This is a genomic window from Flavobacterium niveum (assembly GCF_055231775.1).
Map to the genome: position 1 here is coordinate 34,279 of NZ_JBUYSX010000009.1, position 18,153 is coordinate 52,431.

21 protein-coding genes are annotated in these 18,153 nt (G+C 43.8%); 14 read left to right on the plus strand and 7 right to left on the minus strand.

Annotation, left to right across the window (positions count from 1 at the left end):
* Nucleotides 1-112: 112 nt before the first annotated feature.
* Entirely contained in the window at nucleotides 113-880 is a 768-nt protein-coding gene (locus ACZIX4_RS19275; protein ID WP_463337288.1) for a LuxR C-terminal-related transcriptional regulator, read from the plus strand.
* A 66-nt stretch (nucleotides 881-946) separates the two neighbouring features.
* Here ACZIX4_RS19275 and ACZIX4_RS19280 read toward each other — a convergent pair whose 3' ends face one another.
* Both ACZIX4_RS19280 and ACZIX4_RS19285 read right to left on the minus strand, forming a co-directional pair.
* A complete protein-coding gene (locus tag ACZIX4_RS19280; protein ID WP_463337289.1) occupies nucleotides 947-1,120 on the minus strand; it encodes a hypothetical protein in 174 nt (57 codons plus the stop codon).
* 179 nt (nucleotides 1,121-1,299) lie between these two features.
* Nucleotides 1,300-1,992: a DUF4397 domain-containing protein gene (locus tag ACZIX4_RS19285; RefSeq protein WP_463337290.1), complete on the minus strand. Its 693-nt coding sequence runs from the start codon at nucleotides 1,990-1,992 to the stop codon at nucleotides 1,300-1,302.
* 233 nt (nucleotides 1,993-2,225) lie between these two features.
* Between ACZIX4_RS19285 and ACZIX4_RS19290 the strand changes: the two genes are divergently transcribed.
* The 5 genes from ACZIX4_RS19290 (at nucleotide 2,226) to ACZIX4_RS19310 (ending at nucleotide 6,723) form a co-directional block, all read left to right on the plus strand.
* Nucleotides 2,226-2,807 (plus strand): hypothetical protein, encoded by a 582-nt coding sequence (locus ACZIX4_RS19290; protein WP_463337291.1) that lies wholly within the window; start codon nucleotides 2,226-2,228, stop codon nucleotides 2,805-2,807.
* Nucleotides 2,808-2,894: 87 nt separating this feature from the next.
* Nucleotides 2,895-3,581 (plus strand): NUDIX hydrolase, encoded by a 687-nt coding sequence (locus ACZIX4_RS19295; RefSeq protein ID WP_463337292.1) that lies wholly within the window; start codon nucleotides 2,895-2,897, stop codon nucleotides 3,579-3,581.
* Between the two features lie 75 nt (nucleotides 3,582-3,656).
* On the plus strand, nucleotides 3,657-4,487 hold the full coding sequence (gene prs, locus ACZIX4_RS19300; RefSeq protein WP_463337293.1) for a ribose-phosphate diphosphokinase: 831 nt from the start codon (nucleotides 3,657-3,659) through the stop codon (nucleotides 4,485-4,487).
* A 63-nt stretch (nucleotides 4,488-4,550) separates the two neighbouring features.
* Nucleotides 4,551-6,002, plus strand: coding sequence for a nicotinate phosphoribosyltransferase (locus tag ACZIX4_RS19305; RefSeq protein WP_463337294.1), 1,452 nt, complete (start codon nucleotides 4,551-4,553; stop codon nucleotides 6,000-6,002).
* Nucleotides 6,003-6,087: 85 nt separating this feature from the next.
* Nucleotides 6,088-6,723: a DUF4291 domain-containing protein gene (locus tag ACZIX4_RS19310; protein WP_463337295.1), complete on the plus strand. Its 636-nt coding sequence runs from the start codon at nucleotides 6,088-6,090 to the stop codon at nucleotides 6,721-6,723.
* Between the two features lie 48 nt (nucleotides 6,724-6,771).
* Here the strand turns inward: ACZIX4_RS19310 and ACZIX4_RS19315 are convergent, their stop codons facing one another.
* From ACZIX4_RS19315 to ACZIX4_RS19325, 3 genes are all read right to left on the minus strand, one after another.
* Entirely contained in the window at nucleotides 6,772-7,248 is a 477-nt protein-coding gene (locus ACZIX4_RS19315; RefSeq protein ID WP_463337296.1) for a TspO/MBR family protein, read from the minus strand.
* A gap of 25 nt (nucleotides 7,249-7,273) precedes the next feature.
* On the minus strand, nucleotides 7,274-7,885 hold the full coding sequence (locus ACZIX4_RS19320) for a M949_RS01915 family surface polysaccharide biosynthesis protein (RefSeq protein WP_463337297.1): 612 nt from the start codon (nucleotides 7,883-7,885) through the stop codon (nucleotides 7,274-7,276).
* A 107-nt stretch (nucleotides 7,886-7,992) separates the two neighbouring features.
* Nucleotides 7,993-8,529 (minus strand): hypothetical protein, encoded by a 537-nt coding sequence (locus tag ACZIX4_RS19325; RefSeq protein ID WP_463337298.1) that lies wholly within the window; start codon nucleotides 8,527-8,529, stop codon nucleotides 7,993-7,995.
* A 146-nt stretch (nucleotides 8,530-8,675) separates the two neighbouring features.
* On the opposite strand from ACZIX4_RS19325, the gene mvaD reads away from it, so the two are divergent.
* The 5 genes from mvaD (at nucleotide 8,676) to ACZIX4_RS19350 (ending at nucleotide 12,011) form a co-directional block, all read left to right on the plus strand.
* A complete protein-coding gene (gene mvaD / locus ACZIX4_RS19330; protein ID WP_463337299.1) occupies nucleotides 8,676-9,758 on the plus strand; it encodes a diphosphomevalonate decarboxylase in 1,083 nt (360 codons plus the stop codon).
* 75 nt (nucleotides 9,759-9,833) lie between these two features.
* A complete protein-coding gene (locus tag ACZIX4_RS19335; RefSeq protein WP_463337300.1) occupies nucleotides 9,834-10,772 on the plus strand; it encodes a mevalonate kinase family protein in 939 nt (312 codons plus the stop codon).
* 9 nt (nucleotides 10,773-10,781) lie between these two features.
* Nucleotides 10,782-11,363 (plus strand): hypothetical protein, encoded by a 582-nt coding sequence (locus ACZIX4_RS19340; RefSeq protein ID WP_463337301.1) that lies wholly within the window; start codon nucleotides 10,782-10,784, stop codon nucleotides 11,361-11,363.
* Nucleotide 11,364: 1 nt separating this feature from the next.
* Nucleotides 11,365-11,826 carry a DUF6934 family protein gene (locus ACZIX4_RS19345; protein ID WP_463337302.1) on the plus strand — a complete coding sequence of 154 codons (462 nt, stop codon included), beginning with the start codon at nucleotides 11,365-11,367 and terminating at the stop codon, nucleotides 11,824-11,826.
* Nucleotides 11,826-12,011: a hypothetical protein gene (locus ACZIX4_RS19350; protein ID WP_463337303.1), complete on the plus strand. Its 186-nt coding sequence runs from the start codon at nucleotides 11,826-11,828 to the stop codon at nucleotides 12,009-12,011. Before ACZIX4_RS19345 ends, ACZIX4_RS19350 begins: the two co-directional genes overlap by 1 nt.
* A gap of 53 nt (nucleotides 12,012-12,064) precedes the next feature.
* Here ACZIX4_RS19350 and ACZIX4_RS19355 read toward each other — a convergent pair whose 3' ends face one another.
* Entirely contained in the window at nucleotides 12,065-12,619 is a 555-nt protein-coding gene (locus ACZIX4_RS19355; RefSeq protein WP_463337304.1) for a hypothetical protein, read from the minus strand.
* 118 nt (nucleotides 12,620-12,737) lie between these two features.
* Between ACZIX4_RS19355 and ACZIX4_RS19360 the strand changes: the two genes are divergently transcribed.
* The 3 genes from ACZIX4_RS19360 (at nucleotide 12,738) to ACZIX4_RS19370 (ending at nucleotide 15,129) form a co-directional block, all read left to right on the plus strand.
* The gene (locus ACZIX4_RS19360; RefSeq protein ID WP_463337305.1) at nucleotides 12,738-13,682 is read left to right on the plus strand and encodes a geranylgeranylglycerol-phosphate geranylgeranyltransferase; all 945 of its coding nucleotides are present in this window, start codon (nucleotides 12,738-12,740) and stop codon (nucleotides 13,680-13,682) included.
* Nucleotides 13,683-13,867: 185 nt separating this feature from the next.
* Nucleotides 13,868-14,773 (plus strand): pseudouridine synthase, encoded by a 906-nt coding sequence (locus ACZIX4_RS19365; protein WP_463337306.1) that lies wholly within the window; start codon nucleotides 13,868-13,870, stop codon nucleotides 14,771-14,773.
* Nucleotides 14,773-15,129, plus strand: coding sequence for a nuclear transport factor 2 family protein (locus ACZIX4_RS19370; RefSeq protein ID WP_463337307.1), 357 nt, complete (start codon nucleotides 14,773-14,775; stop codon nucleotides 15,127-15,129). Before ACZIX4_RS19365 ends, ACZIX4_RS19370 begins: the two co-directional genes overlap by 1 nt.
* 117 nt (nucleotides 15,130-15,246) lie before the next feature.
* Here the strand turns inward: ACZIX4_RS19370 and ACZIX4_RS19375 are convergent, their stop codons facing one another.
* Nucleotides 15,247-18,066, minus strand: a complete 2,820-nt coding sequence (locus ACZIX4_RS19375; RefSeq protein ID WP_463337308.1) for an AsmA family protein — start codon at nucleotides 18,064-18,066, stop codon at nucleotides 15,247-15,249.
* Nucleotides 18,067-18,153 lie beyond the last annotated feature (87 nt).

Consider the following 18,153-nt stretch of genomic DNA (forward strand, 5'->3'; position numbering starts at 1 on the left):
TATTTTTACTAAAGAATTATATATAAAGGGTTAAGCTTATTCAGGCTTAACCCTTTTCTGTTTTTTGTATGCGGGAATATCCTATATTTGGGGAAACAGTGTTTTTAAGCCTATGAAAAATTTCTTCTCTGAAGCCCGTAAAATATGGACTGATGTTTCCGGAAACCGTTTTGAAAATGAAAACGAGAAACTGGCTTTTGAACTCGAAATCCACAAAAAGCTGTTGAGTATTTTCCAGGTGGGGGAGTACTTTTACTTTATTTTTAATATCCCTGAAGGGGAATTTGATTATGTAGACCCTTCCATTAAAAATATCATGGGTTTTGAGCCTGATATCACTACCGGCTATTACCTAAGCCATATTCATCCGGAAGACCAGCCATATTTCCTGAATTTTGAAAATAAAGGGCGTGAATTTTTCAGGAGCCTGCCACCCGAAAAAATTGCCAAATATAAAATACGTTATGATTTCAGGATAAAAAATACTGCCGGGCAGTACGTGCGTATACTGCATCAAATGGTGTTTATACAGTTTGATACAGAGGGTAACCTGTTGCGTTCTTTGGGCGTGCATACCGATATTTCGCACCTTAAGGAAAGTGGCAAGCCCATACTTTCTTTTATAGGGCTTGATGGTGAGCCGTCGTACATAAACGTTGCTGTAGAAAATATATTTAAGCCTACGAAGTCTGTTATTTCTGCTCGGGAGAAAGATGTTTTGGTGCTGCTTGCGGCAGGCCAGCACAGCGGGCAAATAGCGGCAGAGTTGAACATAAAACGCTTTACCGTAGAAACCCACCGCAAAAACCTATTGAGGAAGACAAACAGTGCCAATGCCTATGAGCTTATATCTAAAGCCATAAACGAAGGCTGGATATAAAAAAACCGGTGGCATACGCTACCGGCAGTACTTAACTTAACACAAACTAATTATTTCTTTGTTTCATCAGGGTACACGTACCACAGTAACCGGCCTTACCACAACCGGGTCAGGCCTGCGTACCACTACGGCACGGGGCGGACGCCTTGGTGCTACTACGACCGTACGGGTAGGGGCGCAGGAGGGGAGAAGCAATATTGCTGCAACGAGGTGCGCTATTTTACGGGGGATATTTTTCATGGTGTTGTATTTTAATGTACCCAAAGTTATACTTTGATAGTATTGCTTTGGTTTAAAACACAATGGGCGGTACAAAATACGTTTTAAACGGTACAGTTTGCAAAACCACCCGCCATATAAAAAATCAGGCTGCCCTGAGGCAGCCTGAAAAACAGAATAGAATAACCCTTATAATAGGTTTAGTAGTTACGAAGTTTCTTGACCGAAAAGGTGTCGTTACTACCCGTAGCGGGAGTTACAAAGCCTTTTGTGTACACGGTGTAGATACCGCCATCAGCAAAATCAAGGCCGGTAGCAGTGTAAATAGTTTCGCCCGTTTCACTGTCTTTAAAGGTCAGGTCATATGTACCTGCGGCAACACTACTGAAATCGGTAGCTTCTTTAAAATCCATACCCGTAGCAAAGGTGGCTGTTGTGCCTGTAACATCTACCGAAGGCGCATCAGGGGCCAGGTTAATAAACCTTACATTAGCCGTACCCGATGCCGGGTACTCCAGCGAATCGCGATACGTAACCAGCTCAACATTATCAAACGTGTTTACGGCAAAGGCGCTGAAAAAATCACCGTTGTTAAGGGTAATGTTTGCAGTAGTCAGGGTTTCGCCTGCAGTGTCTTTAAGGCTAAGTACGCGGCTTCCGGTATAAAAATTATAGTAACCGGCTGCATCGCCATAGTTTAGCGCAGCATTATTTATTTGGTTTTGGTCGGCAAAAAAGAAAAGGTCGCCGCTGTTAGGGCTGGTATTTACAATAACGCCATAGGCCACATTAGGGTACGGGTTGTAGTAAGTGTTGTCATCGTCTATACAAGACGTTACCAGCAGGGCCGCGGCGATGCCCAACAGCATCCTGGAAAAGAATTTTAAGTTCATAGCATTGATCATTAATTAACACTTAGTAGATGCAGTACACCCCGTTTTGGTTGCGTGGCAGGTGTAACATTTAACTTTTTTGGCAAAGATAAATAACAGCACTGTATGTTAAATTATTATCTGCTTAAAACGTACAAAACGGGGTTTGGATGGTACAATGCAAATTTTTTGCAAAACCTGAAGCAACCCTTTTAGGTTTTTAACATCTATAAGATAAATAATCATCAATCATCATGAAAAAACTAATCACACTTATGCTGGCAGCTGCCTTTGCATCTTGCGCAAGCGATAGCGCCCAGCCTGTAGAAAATGACGCCGCAAACGGAAATAAAGTACTGTTGCTTAAAGTAGACCTGCTTACCAATGCCTTTGAAGGCGGTAAGGAGCTGGAGTTTTCCGAAGCGGAAACCTTTACCATTGGCACAGAATACCACCCGGCGGGCGATTTCGGTAGCATTAAGCTGTCTTACCAGGAAACGGGCCAGCCCATTTTTGCGGGTGACATCATCTGGATGGGACTTGGCGAAATGACCTATCCGCAACAATTTGATGCTCCGTCGGAGTTTGAAACCATAGCAAGCGAAGTGGCGCAACCCGACGCTTCAGGTTTTGAAACCGTGCAGTACGACGAGTTTTCGTACTATCCCGAAACCATAGATTATGCAGGTATATGGAATGCCATAGACAACCTGCAGGCGGTAAAAGATTACCGCCAGGCCAATCCCGATGCTAAGGTACGCCTGTACCTGTACACACCGAGTGTGGGCTTTGGCAATCCCGAAGAGTGGGATTGGTTTGTTATGATAAAGAATTAATTCGTAGTTGTAATTTTAGGTTGGGAAGAGCTGCTTTAGGGCGGCTCTTCCCTTTTTTGTATCTTTGTGTAATCAATACGCAAAACAATGCTGCAAAACATCCGCATAGCGGTAGATGCCGTGGTATTCGGCTATACCGGGGGCAAACTTTACGTACTGCTTATACAGCAGAAATTTAACGGTCAGGAACCGTACTGGGCGCTTCCGGGCGGGCTGGTTCAGGATAACGAACCGCTTCTGGATGCTGTAAAACGCGAGCTTATGGAGGAAACCAATGTAACTGTAAACTACATGGAGCAGCTCTACACCTTTGGTGATGATACAAAACGCGACTCCCGCAACCGTGTAATATCGGTGGCGTATTTTGCACTTATAGATTCTTCCAAAACTACGGTTAAGGCCGATACCGATGCTGATAAGGTACAATGGTTTGCCGCTGATGCTGTTCCGCAACTTGCCTTTGACCACAACCTGATACTGCAAACCGCATTAGAACGCCTGCGTGCCAAGCTCACTTACCAGCCCGTGGGCTTTGACCTGTTGCCTGAATATTTCCTGTTTTCTGACCTTGAAAACCTGTATTGCACTATTTTGCAGAAGGAAATAGACCGCCGAAATTTCCGTAAGAAGCTTATGAGTTTTGGTTTTATAGAAGAAACAGACCGTGTTTCAGAAAAAAAAGGCGGCCGTCCCGGGAAATATTTTAGATTTAATAAGCAGAAATACAGTCAATTGTCTGATGAGGGTATTTATTTCGAAATAAAGTTTGTGTAAAAATTACGCAAAATATTTTGTGGGTTAATTTTATCTTTTACATTTGTGTAAGAATAACGCAAAATACTTTAAGTTATGATAAGCCTCAACCTTGACCCTGCATTTACCCCGTTTGGCAAAGCAGGCCTTACGCACAAAAGTTTCACCTTTTATGGTGGCGAACCCCATATAAAAATAGAAGAAGGTTTTGATATACACCAAAACGTAACCATTACCCACAGGCTGAGCAGCTTTAATGCGCTGGGCGAAGTGTGTGTGGCTACCGATGCCCTGAAACGCATGGGTGTGAAAAGTATCAGCTTGTTTGTGCCATACATGCCCGGCGCAAGGCAGGACAGGGTGATGATACCCGGTGAACCGCTTACTGCAAAAGTCTACGCAGACATCATTAACAGCCTGGGTTTTGATGAAGTTATAATTTTTGACGTACACAGCGATGTGGCCCCTGCATTGCTGAATAACGTTACCGTAATACCAAACCACAGCTTTATAGCCCAGGTGCTTGAGGAAGTGGGTAACGTAGCACTGGCTTCGCCCGATGCCGGTGCCCTGAAAAAAATCTACAAGCTTAGTGAGTACCTTGATGGTGCACATGTAGTAGAATGCGGCAAGCACCGCGATGTGAAAACCGGCAGGCTGGCAGGTTTCCGCGTATATGAAGACGATCTTAAAGGTGCTGATATGCTGATTGTGGATGATATTTGCGACGGCGGCGGCACTTTTGCGGGCATAGCCGATGCATTGAAAGAAAAAAACGCAGGCAAACTGTACCTTGCCGTAAGCCACGGCATTTTCAGCAAAGGGTTTGAGGTGTTTGCCGGAAGGTTTGAGAAGGTATTTACAACCAACTCATTCCGCGATATTGAAGAAAATGATATTATAAAACAGTTTAAAATTCAATTGTAAAATATACCTAACCACCCAATTATACACCACCCAACCATTTTATCAACATTAAAATTACCAATTATGAATCCGCTACTATTAACAGACGGTTATAAAACCGACCACCGCCGCCAATATCCTGATAATACCACCCTCGTGTACAGCAACTGGACGCCCCGTAAATCACGTATTGAAGGGGTAGAAGAGGTAGTATTCTTCGGGCTGCAATACTTCATCAAAAAATATATTATAGAAGAGTTTGAGCATAGTTTCTTCAGTCGTCCGAAAGATGAGGTGGTGGCACGCTACGCCCGCCGTATAAACAACTATCTTGGCGAGAACAACGTAGGCACTGCCCATATAGCAGCCCTGCACGATTTGGGATATATCCCTATGGTGTTTAAAGCCCTGCCCGAAGGCAGCGCTGTGCCCATGCGTGTACCCATGTTTACCATGTACAACACCCTGCCGGAGTTCTTCTGGCTGACCAATTATTTCGAAACCCTGTTGTCGGCTGTGGTATGGCTGCCGTGTACCTCGGCTACCTTGGCTAAACGTTACCGTACATTATTAGATGCTTATGCTGCTGAAACGTCGAGTGTACCCGAGTTTGTAAACTGGCAGGGACACGACTTCAGTATGCGTGGCATGGGCGGTATCGATGCGGCGGTAACCTCGGCGGCGGCCCACCTGCTTAGCTTTACAGGTACCGATACCATACCGGCTATCGACTTCCTGGAGGAATATTACAATGCTAACAGCGACACCGAACTGGTGGGAGGCTCTGTTGCAGCTACTGAGCACTCAGTAATGTGTATGGGTACTACCGAAGGTGAGTTTGAAACCTTTAAAAGGCTGATTTGCGATATTTACCCTAAGGGTATTGTAAGTATAGTGTCGGACACTTGGGATTTGTGGAAAGTACTTACCGATTACCTGCCACGCCTGAAAGACACCATAGCAAACCGTGATGGTAAGGTAGTTATTCGCCCCGACAGTGGCGACCCGGTAGATATACTGTGTGGCAACCCTAACGGTACTACCGAAGCCGAACGCAAAGGTGTAGTGGAACTGCTTTGGGATACTTTTGGCGGCAGCGTTAATAACAAGGGTTACAAAGAGCTTATCCCGCAAATAGGTGCTATTTATGGTGATAGTATTAACATGGACCGCGCCACCCGTATATGTGAACGCCTGAAGCAAAAGGGTTTTGCAAGTACTAATGTGGTGTTGGGTATCGGTTCGTACACCTACCAGTACAACACCCGTGATACTTTTGGCTTTGCCATGAAAGCTACCTACGGGGAGGTAAACGGGGAAGGCCGCGAAATATTTAAAGACCCAATAACCGATGACGGTACCAAGAAATCGGCTAAAGGGCTTATGAAAATTGTAAAAGAAAACGGTACTTATACGCTTATAGACCAAGTGAGTTGGGATGAGGAAAAAACCGGCGAACTGAAAGAAGTATTCCGCGATGGTAAGTTGCTCATAGACCAGTCGCTGGCTGAGATACGGGCGAGGGTGCTGGGGTAGTTTTCAGTCGCAGTTCTCAGTCTCCTGCAAGGTTTAAAAACCTTGTAGGTTCGTTGGGGGCTTTATCAGAGTAAATTATTTAAAAATGAAAATTAAAACAGAAACATACAAAGAAAGCCTGGCCCGTTTACCAAAAACGGGCCAGCACATTACCCTGCACAGCCAGGATGATATGGTGGTAGTGTACCAGGCGTACAACCACCGTATAGCAGATTTTGCAATAGAGAACCAATACCTGGGGGGCGATGCATTTAGCTATACCCGCATGTCGTGGATAAAACCGAATTTTTTGTGGATGATGTACCGTTGCGGTTGGGCTGCCAAGGAAAACCAGGAACGCGTACTGGCGTTGTGGCTCCATAAAGATGATTTTAATGCGATACTGGAGCGGGCAGCTTTTTCAAGCTTTAAAGCAGAATATTATGAAAGCCATGAGGCATGGCGGCAGGCACTTGCTATGAAGCCGGTACGCCTGCAGTGGGATCCTGAGCACGACCCTTTTGGTAATAAAATAGAACGCCGTGCCATACAGCTTGGACTTAAGGACGCTGTATTAGAAAACTTTGGGAAAAACTACGTAAAACGTATAGAAGACGTAACCGATTTTGCGAAAGAGCAATACGCCTTTTTGCAAAACAACCCGGCAGGACTGTTGCAGGTACCTGTAGAAAATGTATATACTACCGGTAATGCCGAACTCAACAGGAGTGTGGGGGTTTAGAATTGAGAATTTTCAGTTACGAATTACGAATAGGTGTGCTTAACCAAATTAACGATTAAGCCACCAAATAGCCCCGTTTAATGCAGTAGCATACGTAACCCACAACAGGTAAGGCACCATAAGCATGCCGGCTATTTTGTCTATTTTTTTGAAAATGAACCAGGTTTCGTATATCATAAGCCATAGCAAAACAATTTCAACGAGTGCTACAAGCGGGTTCTTCAACCCGAAGAACAGGTAACTCCACAGCATGTTCAGGGCAAACTGTATAGCAAAGAACTTAAGTCCTTTGCGTACTTCCTCACGCTCAAAATCCATACGTGCCCAAACCAAACCGGCAGCCACACCCATAAGTATATACAGCGTAGTCCACGCAATGGGGAATACGGCATTGGGCGGAGTAAACGATGGTTTGTTCAGGTTAGGGTACCAGGTATTTACGCTGCTTTGCGTTACCGTGCCCGCTATATATCCGAGGGTAACAGTAGTGGCTACCATTACCAGTATTTTCATTGTTTTATTCATGGTTATGCAATGTTAAAGTATATGGTTAACCCACCTTAAATACCTCGTGTTTATTCCAAAGTTTTTTGGCAAAATCCTTAATGGCGGGGTCGGCAGCATTAAATGCTTTGTCAAACTGATAATGGCCTTTTTCCTGTATTTTGCTGCCTATCATAAGGGCACATGTACCCCGTACGGCATGTTTGGCATTGCCTTCGTACATAATTATCTTCATTTCCGGTGGAGATACATCGCCGGTGCATTGTACCTGGTATACCACCCAGATTTCGGGGATGCCGTTTTTGTTAAGGTCGGTATGCGTGGCGGCTTTTGGCAGAAAGCCTACGTTCATGTCTGCAATGCAGTCGTTTATATAGTCGTACACCTTCCAGGCCTGCGCGTATTTTTTTGTCGATGTGTTGTAAAGGTAATGGTAGGCAAAAAGCTCTGAATCGCTGCCTTCATTTTCATGTTTGAATTTTTTATTTACGTGTCCGCCGGTTTCTGTAAGTAGCAACAGGTGCTTGCCTTCGGTATCGTCCCATTTAAGCACTTCTTTTTGTTTGCCCTCAAATTTTATTTCGGCTGGCAAAGGCTCCTGGGCTACCGGCAGTGAGGCAAATAGTAGTGAGGCTGCAATAATTTTTAGGTAATGCATCGGCTTGTTTTTTTACAAAGATACTTTTTTGGCGGATGTGTTGATGAAGTGATATGGTTATTCTGTTTTCGGTGGGTTGACTGAAGAATAAATAAGGATGCTAAAAACTACTGGTGTTCTTCAATGTCTGTCTTTAACAGATGCTCTAATTTGGAGTAGTCTCCATTTTGGCCAAAATATCCTGTGTCTGCGTTAGTTCCCACAATATGATGGCCACCACAACTAAAACAAATTTTTGCAATGCCGGTAATCCTTCCTTTTTTACTAAAAACCATTATATCGCGGTAGATATATTCGCAGCCCGAGAATTCTGCATTATCAACTTTTTTCTCTGTAAAAATGCTATCTATAGCCTTAAAATATTTTTGAGGGATATTTGCTTTTTTATAGCCTAAATCAACAAGTTTTGCTATGGGTAATGTGTCATTTATGCCTTTTGGAGTCTCATCGAGTAGTACTTTGATTTTTAAGGAATCGAGTTCAGATTCATTTCTTCTGTTATAAGAAGTCCTCACTTCATCGTCGGTAATTTGAATGTTGTAATAGTCGATTTTGTCGTAAGGGAAGAATTTTTTTCCTTCTTTTTCGGGGGAGCAACTTGCTAAAAAGAATAGCAAAATAACTAAGACAGGGTAGCACTTCATAATCGCTTGGTTTTAGTTGATTATCAAATATAGTTTTTTGTTATTAATAATTCTAAAAACCGCAACTGTAGCCACAACTTTAAAAACTTTCGACTTTCAGACTTTAGAAACTTAAAATGTATCTTTACACCCTCAAAAAAAGAAACATGGCATCCGTACAGGATTTTATACCGCAACCGTACACAGATACTGTCGATAAAGGCAGCTTTTCGTGGAGCGCACCCAGCAATATAGCCCTTGTAAAATACTGGGGCAAAAAGGCCAACCAGATACCGGCCAACCCCAGCATAAGCCTTACGCTGAACAACTGTAAGACCATAACCACACTGGCTTTTGAAAAGAAGGAAGACAACGGCGCATTTTCGTTCGACCTGCTTTTTGAAGGGCAGCCAAAGGAAAGTTTCCGCCCTAAGATAGAAAAGTTCTTTGAGCGCATAAGGGAATACCTGCCGTTCCTTTCGCAATACCATTTCAGTATAGATACAAGTAATACCTTCCCGCACAGCAGCGGCATAGCTTCGTCGGCTTCGGGTATGGCGGCGCTGGCCGTAAACCTAATGAGCCTGGAGCGCCTGCTAAACCCGGGTATGACGCATGAGTATTTTAACCAAAAGGCTTCGTTCCTGGCGCGTTTGGGTAGTGGGAGTGCCTGCCGCAGTGTTAGTGGTAGTGTAGTGATTTGGGGCGAGCATGCAGAAACTGCTGGTAGTACCGACCTTTATGGTGTGGAGTATACCGGTGTGGCAGCTGTTTTTACAACCTATCAGGACACTATCCTTTTGGTGGATAAAGGCGAAAAACAAGTAAGCAGTACCCTGGGGCACGACCTGATGCACGGGCACCCGTTTGCCGAAAGGCGTTTTGCACAGGCACATGAAAACCTTACTGCTATAAAGCAGGCTTTGGCTACCGGAGATGTTGAAACCTTCATAAAAATCACCGAAAGTGAGGCGCTAACCCTGCATGCCATGATGATGACCAGTAACCCGTACTTCATTCTTATGAAGCCAAATACGCTGCAGATTATCAATAAAATATGGGAGTTCCGTGCCGAAACGGGCGTGCCGGTATGCTTTACGCTTGATGCGGGAGCCAATGTACACGTGCTGTATCCTGAGGCAAATAAAGCGGAGGTGCTACAATTTATAGCAAATGATTTGGCTGTATTTTGCCAAAACGGGCAGTATATTGAAGACCAGGTGGGTAACGGTGCAGAGGCTCTTGCATAAAGATTTGTTATGTAAAACCTGTGTGTCAAAAAAATACGTACATTTACATCGAAATTAGATAGCAATCAACACATAATGAAAGGTCCTCTCTTTTATTCAAAAATACTACTCTTTGGTGAGCATGGTATTAACAAAGGTTCTAAAGGATTGGCCATACCGTATAATTTTTATAACGGCGGGCTCAAACTAAACGATACCGATACTCCTGAGGCACTAAAAAGTAACGCCAGCTTACGCCGCTTTACAACCTATCTGGAAAAACTGCAAACCGAAGAACCGGAGTTGGTTACTTTCGATATCGAAGCACTGAAGCGTGATGCCGAAGCAGGTATGTATTTTGACAGCAGCATTCCGCAGGGCTATGGCATAGGCAGCAGTGGGGCCTTGGTTGCAGCCATCTACGACCAGTATGCCAAGGATAAAATCACCGTTCTGGAAAACCTTACACAGGAAAAACTCCTGAAGCTGAAAAAAATTCTGGGACGTATGGAAAGTTATTTCCATGGTGCCAGCAGCGGACTTGATCCTCTGAACAGCTACTTGAGCATCCCGATCCTTATCAATTCGGCTGAGAGCATAGAGGCTACGGGTATACCAATGCAAAACCTTGAAGGTAAAGGCGCTGTGTTTTTGCTGGATTCGGGTATTGTAAAGGAAACCGCCCCTATGGTGCAGATTTTCATGGAAAGCCTTAAAGACCAGGGTTTCCGTACCATGATTAAGAACGAATTCCTGAAATATACCGATGCCTGCATAGCTGATTTCCTTAATGGCGATGCAAAAGGTTTATTTGCCAATATAAAACAACTAAGCAAAACCGTATACCACAACTTTAAACCGATGATACCGGAAGGTTTCCATGAGCTGTGGCAAAAAGGTATTGAGACTAACGATTACTACCTGAAACTATGCGGATCGGGCGGTGGTGGTTACATCCTTGGTTTTGCACCCGATATAGACAGGGCTAAAGATGCCCTTAAAGGCCACAAAGTTGAGGTGGTTTACCAGTTTTAATTTTCTACAATGAACGATTTAAATATTACAGCAATACTACAAACCCTGTTTACGTCACTGTTTATGGGGTTTGGCATTTTAATACCCTTGTTTTCGATTATAAAAACAAGCAATCTTAAGGGGATACACTTTAAAGAACTTTTTGTTTTGCAAGGGGGCCAGGCGGTCCGCCTTGCAGGTATACTAAACCTGATACTGCAAATGCCGCTTATGTACAACCTCTATGCACTGCAACAACCGCAGGAAAATGGTGTGCGTATGAGCATACAGGGTGGTAACCTGGAAAATTATGGTTGGGTTATCTTCTACGGGCCGGTGCTTTATTTTGTACTAAGCCAGTTGCTTTGGATAAAAAAGCTGTACATGCACAAAGTACTGCTGATAATCTTTTCGCTGGTACTGCTTATAATACCGTCACAGTTATTACTTGATTTGTGGGTGTCGCTTAGCTTTACGCGCTATACAGGCGTACACAAAGCAGCCCAGTTTGGCAGTATAGGTTTGCAATTACTGCTAAGCATTATTGTATTCTTCTTTACCACATTTATGCTGATGCAATTTACCGGTAAAATGAAGAAGGTAGTGCAGTAGTATGGATTATCCTAAGTATAAGCTTGATTGGAATGCGAATGTAACCCGGTTTGAATTTACAAGCATTGGAATTTCTTCCATTCGAAAAGTGATAATTTTTTCTCCAACGGATAATGAGCTTGTTTATAATCTTGGATTTGGTGATAAAAGGGATACTGAAGAAGGTGATTTTATCGTCGATGACATTATTGTAAGCAATAATGGTGATACAGAGAAAGTTTTGGCTACTGTTGTAAATGCGGTGTTTATATTTACAAATTTAAATCCGAGTGTCTATGTTTTCTTCACTGGAACTACACCTGCCAGAATACGACTTTATAGAATGGCAATATCTCTAAATTTAAAAGAATTGTCTCAAAAATTTCTTATATTTGGTATAGTTAAAGATGTTGATGGTCGAGAAGTTGCAGAGCATTTTAATAACTTGATGAATGCTACAGGATTTCTTATAAAAAGAAAATGATGGGAAAGATAAGATACAAACGGCGTGGTTCGCAATTAGAGAACAGAGAAAAATGGTGGGGAGAAGGTATAGCTGAGGAACCTACTTTGGACAATGCGTTGCCAAAAACCGTTTCAAACAAATTGGAGATTGCAAACGAAATCATAGCAAAAATTGATTTTGACAGTTTAAAGAAATATGAATAAGCCTCAGCACTGCTGAGGTTTTTTTATTACCCTAATTTTGAAATCTTTGAATTTTAATGCATACACCCCATATAAATTTCTGATTTCAGTACAAAAGCTTTTTTGCTGTGCTTTTGCAGGACAGAGTAGGCGCTGTCGGCACTTTTTTTCGTTTCATAAATCCCGGTAACCAGTGCTATGGTAGTGCTGTCGGTCTTATCCTTATACATGCTCAGATATTCAAGGCTTAATGTACGCCCTATATAACGCCTTGGGTAGTAATCGCCTGCGTACATCTCGTCTTCATCGTCATCAGGCAATACAATTTTGTTTTTGGCTTTGTTGTAATACCTGCCCATAGTATCTATAGTGGCAGGCAGGCTTTTTTGCAATTGCAACATGCTGCGGTGCAGGTTGTAATAATCCTGAGCAGTATCAGCTATTACCACATAATACGTTGCGTAATCACTATTAGCGTCTGTGGTTTCAGTTATGTCTTCGATAGTTGTGTTAGCTGTATCAGAAGTTGTAACGTTGCTATCAGTTGTTATTGCTTGTTCTGGTGTGTCATTTCGCTTACAGGCAGTGGCGAATAGCAAAACTGTTGTAATGTATAGTATCGTTTTCATGGCATATGGTTGTATTACAAATATAAAAATGCTTTGTGAGTTGTTTATACTTTTTTTGCCGATTTACTGTTATATTTACAGTCCGTAACCCTACCCGTAAATAGCATTAACAACAACTATGGCATCAAGAAAAGTAAAACTGGTACTGATGAAAATATTCAGCCTGTTTTCGGTAGTGCGTGGCTATAACATACCCGTTATAGCACTGGCACAATACCTTTCGGCCATATTTATACTTGATACCAAGCGCCGTGCGCTCGATATATTGCTCGATGGCCACCTGTTCATTATAGTGCTGGCATCATCCATTACCATAGCTTCAGGCTATATCATCAATAACTTTTACGATGCCCAAAAGGACTTAATCAACCGTCCCAAAAAGTCCATGCTGGACAGGCTGGTGAGTCAGGGTACCAAGTTGCAGGTATACTTTGTGTTGAATTTCATAGTGGTATTGCTGGCCTTTATGGTATCGTGGAGGGCAGTGGTGTTTTTTGCAGTATACATTTCCCTGATTTGGTTCTACTCGCACAAACTGAAAAAATACCCGCTTATAGGCAACCTTACCGCGGCGTTGCTCGCAGTATTGCCGTTCTTCGGTATATTGATGTATGTAACGCGCTATAACGAGGGTACCTATTTTATGAACGAAAATGTGGGTACTATATTCGCCCATGCTACTTTCCTGTACCTGCTTATTCTTACCCGCGAGCTTATTAAAGACCTGGAAAACCTGGTAGGGGATATGGCAGCCAACTACCGCACCATACCCGTAATGTTTGGCGAAGAAACAGCTAAGCGCATCATTGCCGGTCTTATATTTCTTACCGTAATCCCCGTGTACATGCTTATAGAAGTGTACGATGTAGGTTATATGGATGTGTACTTCTACGCCGGTATGCTGGTTATTATCTACTTTATGTACCGCCTTTGGAATGCCGGCGGCAAAACCGATTACCTGCTGCTGCACAACCTGCTTAAAGGGCTTATTGTAGCCGGGGTATTCAGTATAGTGCTTATAGAACCTACGGTATTGGTGCATGGCAGGCAATTACTTGGGTAGGTTTGATTGTTAATTTGTTGGTTCGTTAATCTGTTAATCTGGTTTTGAAACCTGCTAAAACTTTTGTCTCATCCCTTTTGCCTTACTTCAATGAAACCTACTGCTTCGACTGAAAATATCCCTCCTTAATACTTTCTCATTTTTGACTTGAAAAAAAACTATCTTTGCAAAAATTATTACACGCAATGGAGAATAAAAGGCGAGGTGGTGCTTCGGGCAAGGGAGGATTTGGCAAGAAGCGCAATGATGGCGACCACAAACCGTTTGAACGCAGGGATAACAAACCCGGCGAAGGCAAACCGGTACGTAAGGCCGCGTTTATAAAAGGCCGCAATCCGAAACCCTTTGAACCAAAACAGAATGCCCCTAAGCCGCAGGCCGATAAGGACGAAATGCGCCTTAACAAGTACATATCCAATAGTGGTATGTGCAGCCGCCGCGATGCCGATATTTATATCCAGAGTGGTAATGTAAAGGTGAATGGCGAAGTGGTTACCGAAATGGGTTATAAGGTTAAGGTAACCGACCTTGTAGAATTTGACGGTGTACGCATTATCCCTGAGAAGAAAGAATACCTGCTGCTGAACAAGCCGAAGAGTTTTTCTACTACGGGCGAGAGCGATTCACGCAATGCGTTTGACCTGATACGCGGTGCCAGTAAAGCCGACCTACAGCCGATAGGCCGTATGGATAAAAATACCATTGGCCTTATCCTGTTTACCAATGATGCCGAACTGATACGCAAGTTCAGCCAGCCGGGACAGAAGTCGTTTAAAATATATCAGGTGTCGCTTACCCGCAACCTGAAGCAGGAAGATTTTGAAAAAATACAGGGTGGCGTTACCCTTGACGGCCACCGTCTGTTTATAGACGAAATAAGCTATATAGACAACCAGCCGCGTACCGAAATTGGCCTGAAACTGCGCACACAAAACGTTAAGGTAGTACGCGCTATTTTTGAAAACTTCGGTTATGATGTAACCAAAGTAGACCGCGTATCGTTTGCGGGGCTTACCAAAAAGAACCTGCCACGCGGTAATTACCGTTTCCTTACAGAGCAGGAGGTTATCAACCTTAAAAACGCACAGTAATGCTTACCACCGAACAGATAGCCCACGAATGGATTAATGCTTTTAACGCCCACGACCTGGATCATCTGGTAGGGCTGTATGCTGAAGATGCCTGGCATTTTAGCCCAAAGCTGAAAATACGACAGCCGGAAACCAATGGGCTTGTAAAAGGCCGTCCTGCACTGCGCGAATGGTGGCAAGGTTCGTATGACAGGCTGCCTACGCTGTTTTATAAGCTGCTGACCGTTACCGCTAATGCCGACCGTGTATTTATAGAATACATCCGCGAGGTAGAAGGGGAGGAAAGCATGCCTGTAGCTGAGGTGTTTGATGTTAAGGATGGGCAAATTGTGTTCTCTCGCGTATACCACGGGTAAGTCGTAAGTCAAAGGTTTAAAGTCAAAAGTTTTTACACATGAAATAACGACAGATATTAGTTGTTGTAACATGTCAGGTTAGTTCGAATTACCACATAACCAAATCACCGCATAACCTTACTTCGCTTTTTTTACTTTTTCTTCCCGTACTACAGTATTGGTTTTGTCGTTATAGATTGCCTCATCTATGGTTTTACCGGTTTTACTGAAAACCTTAATCTTAGGATCCGTGTGTGTCCCTGTCACTACAACCGGAACTCCTATAAGCCCTGCGGGTGGCAATCCTACACGTATACGCAAATCCAGCAGGCCGTTAAAGCTTGTAGTCCCTTTTATCGTTGGGCGGAACAGCGATACCTTAAACGTAAACGGATCTATATGTATCAGGTTATTGTCGATGTGGCTTTTTATGGTAATGCCTTCAAACGATGGATTGTCCAGGCCGTCCTGCCCGGTTTTCTGGCTCAGGGCGCCAAACATTTTTAATCCCTGTACTTTTACATCACGCAGGTTAATAATGCCATCACCCTCCAGTGATTCGTATATAGGCCCCATATCGCCATTAAGGTCACCTTTTACAGTATAATCCAGTGAAATGATACCCTCGGCTTTACTCGCGGCTGTAGCCATTTCACGAAACATGGGTATTTCGTCATATGCCCGTTTCACACTAAAGTCCTTGGCGGTAAAATGCGCATCGAAGTTGGCCGCAACGGGTGACTCATCATCATAACGTGCATCAATACCTACTTTACAGCCTATAATCTCAAAGTTGGCACCCTGCAGGTACATCTGCCCTTTGCTTATACCGGTCTTGCCTTTCAGGTTCTGTACCAGCAGGCCGTTGTATTCCACTTTTTCGGCATTGGCGGTAAGCCATACATCCAGATTTTGGGGTACGGCAACCACGCCGCTTACTTTAGGGTTTTCTTCTTTGGCGTAGGCCACAGCTGTTTTGCGGTCTTTGTTTTCGCCCTCTTTAAGCGACATAAACTCGTCTACGTTAATCAGTTTGGAATTCAGGTTGAACTCCCCGTGCAGCGTACCTTTCTGTTCAATGAAATAATTAATGGTATTCAGCAAATAACCGTTCAGGGCAAAATCGCTTTTACCGTAATTGGCAGCGAACTTTTCAAACCACATTTTCTCATTTTGGAAACGGAACAACCCTTCGTCTATAAAAAATGCCTTAGGGAACAATTCACTTGTGGCTTTTATGTGTTTTAGCAATAGCGTGCCTTTGTTGTCCAGTTTGCTGTACTGGCCGGTAGTGGCATAGCTTTGGCGGCCTTTAAGGCTCAGGTCGGCTTTGACGTATCCGGTAACATCCACACCCTCCTGCTTAAATACTTTATAGATACGCCCCACGTTCAGCTCGCCCTTAATGCGGGCGTTATACAGCACATCGTTAAGGTCTTCTATACTCGCGTTTACAAAAACAGGGTTGCCTTCAAACACAAAACTGGCAGGCGTTACCGCCACCCTGAGCCCTTCATAAGTGCCTTTAGGGTTGTCTATGGTAGCCACAAAAGTAATGTCCTTAATGGGGTTAGGGTAGTGTATGGTTTTTAGCCAGCCGTCTTTAAGGATTATGTTGCCTTTGGTTTGGGGCAGCAGCTTTTTGTTGGCATTATAAAACCCGCTCGCGGCAAGTTCGGCGCGCAGTGTACCCTTCAGGTCTACATCGGGCAGGCCGAGTGCTGCATCCAGCTCGGCTAGGTCGAGGGCGCTTTTTATGTCGGCCCTTACGGCAATGTTCTCAGTCCCTTTTGTATTTACCCGTGCCCTGAAAAAACCTTTTTCGCCCACTTTAAAGTCGAATGCCTTTACATCGGCTGCCAGTCGTTTTACGTCCAGTGCGGGCAGCATGGCAGCAAGGTCGATATTCAGGTCTTCAACAGATGCGGGTGCTCCCTTATATTCTATGGCGCCGTTATCTACCTTTAGTGATACGCCGAGGTCGGGCTTCTGGCCCACAGCGGCGTTGTAGCGTCCTTTAAACGTGAAATGAAGGTCGGCATCGCCCTTTATTTTGGTGTCTTCCATCCAGGTGAGATAGGGTGGGGGCAATATGCTGAACAGGTCTTTCAGGGTAGTGTTTTTACTGGCGGCATCTATGCCTATTTTATAACCGTCGCGCAGTATGGTAAAGAAGCCCGTAAATTCCAGCGGCAGTTCGTTGATGCGCAGCTGGTTCTTTTCAAGGATGAATGAAAGCGCATTGGTATTGATGCGGGTTATCAGGTCGGCGTGTACTTCCTTGCGTTCCAGGTAGGCTACGCGGTCATAGTACAGGTCTACCGATTCTATGTTAGCATCGGTTTCCAGGTCGAATACATCTTTACTCAGGCCGCCCCTGCCGAGGTAGTTAAAGCCATGAGCATCGACCAGTATCTTAGCCGAACGGTCATTGTACACAATATGGCAATCTTCAAACTTTACCTTGTCCAGTTGTATGGCAGTGCCTTCTTCGGGGTCGCTTGGTTTTTTCGGTTCGTTTTTGTCTTCTTTTTCGGGGCTTTTGTACACGTTGTAGTTGGCCACACCTTTAGTGCTTATCTGCACATTTATATAGGCATCACTTACGTATATCTCGTCCACTTTTACAGTGTTGTCAAAAATCAGCCGCTTCAGGTTGATACCGCATGATATTTGCCCTGCGCGTACCAGTGTGTCGTTGCCATACGGTGGCGAACCCATAAGCGATACTTCCTCCATAGATACTGTGAGCGATGGGAAGTGCGTAAAAAACGACAGCCGTGTGTGCTTGAAATCGAGTTTTGAAACCAGGCTTTTGTTGGCCAGCTTCCGTACCTCCGATTCTATCTTGCCCGGAAACAACAGTGGTATCAAAAACAACAGCAGTAGTATCACCGCTATGGTTATGCCTGTCCATTTCAGGGTTTTAAGTGTTATTTTCTTTATGTTGATTTTCATAGCCTTTCTTCATTAGTGTATAATAAAGTTAGGTTTTTCCTGTTAAGCAGATTTAGGGTTTAACGCACCTTTAATACTTTTCAAAGG

Bases quoted from the DNA above. Each gene is read 5' to 3' on its own strand.
- ACZIX4_RS19275 (WP_463337288.1), top strand. From the start codon at position 113: ATGAAAAATTTCTTCTCTGAAGCCCGTAAAATATGGACTGATGTTTCC.
- ACZIX4_RS19280 (WP_463337289.1), bottom strand. From the start codon at position 1,120: ATGAAAAATATCCCCCGTAAAATAGCGCACCTCGTTGCAGCAATATTG.
- ACZIX4_RS19285 (WP_463337290.1), bottom strand. From the start codon at position 1,992: ATGAACTTAAAATTCTTTTCCAGGATGCTGTTGGGCATCGCCGCGGCC.
- ACZIX4_RS19290 (WP_463337291.1), top strand. From the start codon at position 2,226: ATGAAAAAACTAATCACACTTATGCTGGCAGCTGCCTTTGCATCTTGC.
- ACZIX4_RS19295 (WP_463337292.1), top strand. From the start codon at position 2,895: ATGCTGCAAAACATCCGCATAGCGGTAGATGCCGTGGTATTCGGCTAT.
- prs (WP_463337293.1), top strand. From the start codon at position 3,657: ATGATAAGCCTCAACCTTGACCCTGCATTTACCCCGTTTGGCAAAGCA.
- ACZIX4_RS19305 (WP_463337294.1), top strand. From the start codon at position 4,551: ATGAATCCGCTACTATTAACAGACGGTTATAAAACCGACCACCGCCGC.
- ACZIX4_RS19310 (WP_463337295.1), top strand. From the start codon at position 6,088: ATGAAAATTAAAACAGAAACATACAAAGAAAGCCTGGCCCGTTTACCA.
- ACZIX4_RS19315 (WP_463337296.1), bottom strand. From the start codon at position 7,248: ATGAATAAAACAATGAAAATACTGGTAATGGTAGCCACTACTGTTACC.
- ACZIX4_RS19320 (WP_463337297.1), bottom strand. From the start codon at position 7,885: ATGCATTACCTAAAAATTATTGCAGCCTCACTACTATTTGCCTCACTG.
- ACZIX4_RS19325 (WP_463337298.1), bottom strand. From the start codon at position 8,529: ATGAAGTGCTACCCTGTCTTAGTTATTTTGCTATTCTTTTTAGCAAGT.
- mvaD (WP_463337299.1), top strand. From the start codon at position 8,676: ATGGCATCCGTACAGGATTTTATACCGCAACCGTACACAGATACTGTC.
- ACZIX4_RS19335 (WP_463337300.1), top strand. From the start codon at position 9,834: ATGAAAGGTCCTCTCTTTTATTCAAAAATACTACTCTTTGGTGAGCAT.
- ACZIX4_RS19340 (WP_463337301.1), top strand. From the start codon at position 10,782: ATGAACGATTTAAATATTACAGCAATACTACAAACCCTGTTTACGTCA.
- ACZIX4_RS19345 (WP_463337302.1), top strand. From the start codon at position 11,365: ATGGATTATCCTAAGTATAAGCTTGATTGGAATGCGAATGTAACCCGG.
- ACZIX4_RS19350 (WP_463337303.1), top strand. From the start codon at position 11,826: ATGGGAAAGATAAGATACAAACGGCGTGGTTCGCAATTAGAGAACAGA.
- ACZIX4_RS19355 (WP_463337304.1), bottom strand. From the start codon at position 12,619: ATGAAAACGATACTATACATTACAACAGTTTTGCTATTCGCCACTGCC.
- ACZIX4_RS19360 (WP_463337305.1), top strand. From the start codon at position 12,738: ATGGCATCAAGAAAAGTAAAACTGGTACTGATGAAAATATTCAGCCTG.
- ACZIX4_RS19365 (WP_463337306.1), top strand. From the start codon at position 13,868: ATGGAGAATAAAAGGCGAGGTGGTGCTTCGGGCAAGGGAGGATTTGGC.
- ACZIX4_RS19370 (WP_463337307.1), top strand. From the start codon at position 14,773: ATGCTTACCACCGAACAGATAGCCCACGAATGGATTAATGCTTTTAAC.
- ACZIX4_RS19375 (WP_463337308.1), bottom strand. From the start codon at position 18,066: ATGAAAATCAACATAAAGAAAATAACACTTAAAACCCTGAAATGGACA.